The organism is Mesorhizobium sp. M7A.F.Ca.CA.002.15.2.1, from assembly GCF_003998715.1.
Lineage (GTDB): Bacteria > Pseudomonadota > Alphaproteobacteria > Rhizobiales > Rhizobiaceae > Mesorhizobium > Mesorhizobium ciceri.
In genome coordinates, this window is the sequence record NZ_RZPI01000721.1 from 540 (window position 1) to 2711 (window position 2172).

2 protein-coding genes are annotated in these 2172 nt (G+C 64.0%); both read left to right on the forward strand.

Translation table 11 applies throughout. The features are described from left to right. Positions 1-1398, forward strand: a 1398-nt coding sequence (locus ENZ74_RS28160; RefSeq protein ID WP_245471021.1) for an FHIPEP family type III secretion protein, incomplete at its 5' end; no start/stop codon positions are given. Next, complete coding sequence (gene fliR / locus ENZ74_RS28165; RefSeq protein WP_013529768.1) at positions 1395-2147, forward strand: flagellar biosynthetic protein FliR; 753 nt, start codon at positions 1395-1397, stop codon at positions 2145-2147. The genes ENZ74_RS28160 and fliR, both read left to right, overlap by 4 nt. Positions 2148-2172: the final 25 nt, after the last annotated feature.

A 2172-nucleotide genomic window follows, 5' to 3' on the forward strand; every position in this document is an offset into this window, starting at 1 on the left:
GGCATGGGCGAAGCCGCCGACGTGTTCATCAAGCTGTCGGTCGGCGACGGCCTCGTCACCCAGATCCCGGCACTGATCGTGTCGCTCGCCGCCGGCCTGCTCGTCTCCAAGGGCGGCACCCGCGGCTCGACCAACCAGGCGGTGTTCGGCCAGCTCGGCGCCCACCCGCGCGCCCTCTATGTCGCGGCATCGCTGCTGGTGCTGCTCGGCTTGATGCCCGGCCTGCCGCTGTTCCCGTTCTTTGCGCTCGCAGCCGGCATGGCCGGTCTCGGCTACGTCATCCCGATGCGCGCCAACCGTGTCCTCGCCGAAGCCGAGGCGATCAAGGACCAGGAAAAGGCGACCAAGGTCGAGGAGGAGAAGAACTCGGTCAAGGCCTCGCTCGCCACCGCCGAGATCGAGCTTTTGATCGGCAAGCAGCTGTCGACAAGGCTGCTGACGTCGCATCAGGAACTGGTTTTCCGCATGGGCAAGATGCGCAAGAAATTCGCCACCCAGTACGGCTTCGTCGTGCCGGAAGTGCGTGTCGCCGACGATTTCGCCATCCCGCCGAAGAGCTACCAGATCAAGGTGCACGGCACCGTGGTGGCCGAATACCAGATGCGCGTCGGCGAGATCATGGTGCTGCTCGGCAATCGCGACATACCCGAGATACCGGGCGAGGAAATCCGCGAGCCGGCCTTCGGCATGCGCGCCTATTCGGTGGTCGAAGCCTTCGCCGAGGATCTGAAGCGCGAGAACTACACCTTCGCCGACAACATGTCGGTGCTGCTCACCCATCTCTCCGAGGTCATCCGCAACAACCTGCCGCAGCTTCTGTCCTACAAGGACATGAAGGCGCTGCTCGAACGCCAGGACCAGGAATACCGCAAGCTCGCCGACGAGATCTGCACCACGCACATCTCCTATCCCGGCCTGCAGGCGGTGCTGAAGCTGCTGCTCGCCGAGCGCGTCTCGATCCGCAATCTGCACCTGATCATCGAGGCGATCGCCGAGATCGCGCCGCATGTGCGCCGCACCGAGCAGATCGTCGAACATGTCCGCATCCGCATGGCCCAGCAGATTTGCGGCGACCTGTCCGAGGGCGGCGTGCTGAAGGTGCTTCGCCTCGGCAACCGCTGGGATCTCGCCTTCCACCAGAGCCTCAAGCGCGACGCCAAGGGTGAGGTGCGCGAGTTCGACATCGACCCGCGCCAGCTCGAGGAGTTCGGCCAGGACGCGACCAAGGCGATCAAGAAATATCTGGAAGCCGGCGAGCGTTTCGTCCTCGTCACCGCGCCCGACGCCCGCCCCTATGTGCGCATGATCATCGAGCGGCTGTTCACCACGCTGCCGGTGCTCAGCCACGTCGAAATCGCCAAGGGCGTCGAGATCAGGGTGCTCGGAACCATATCGTGAGCGTGCTGTCGCAAGGCGTCGTCATCGCGGCGTTCCTCGCCTTCTGCCGCATCGGCGCCTGTTTCATGCTGATGCCGGGCCTGTCCAGCGCCCGCGTCCCGGTCCAGGTCAGGTTGTTCGTGGCGGTCGCCGCCACCGGCGGCCTGCTCGCCTTCCTGTGGGACAAGATCTTTCCTTTCGTCGACCCGCGCCCGCAGATCCTGGTGCCGATGATCATCTCGGAACTTCTGGTCGGCGGCCTGATCGGCGCCATGACCAGGCTCTACATGGAAGCCCTGCGCTTCATGGGCTCGGCCATCGCCATGCTGGTCGGTTATGGCGGCACCGGCGGACCGGCGATCGAGGAGCCCGAACCCCAGGCAGCCCTTGCCGCCATCATCTCGTTCTCGGCGCTGTTGATGCTGTTCGTGTTCGATTTCGACCACGAGATAATACGCGCGCTGGTTTCCTCCTACACGGTCGCGCCGGTCAACATCTTCTTCAACCCGCAGGCAGCCCTCGTCGATGTCACCGACACGGTGTCGGACACCTTCTTCCTGGTCATCCGCCTCGGCAGCCCGTTCGTCGCCTATGCCATTCTCGTCAATCTGACGATCGGCTTCGTCAACAAGCTGACCCCGCAGATCCCGATCTATTTCATCTCCCAGCCCTTCATCATCGCCGGCGGCATGATCATCTTCTATTTCGCCGTCGGCACCATGCTGTCGCTGTTCGTCGACGGCTTCGTCGACCTGACGCTGGCGAGATGACCATGAGCACGCGCAAGGACCGCCT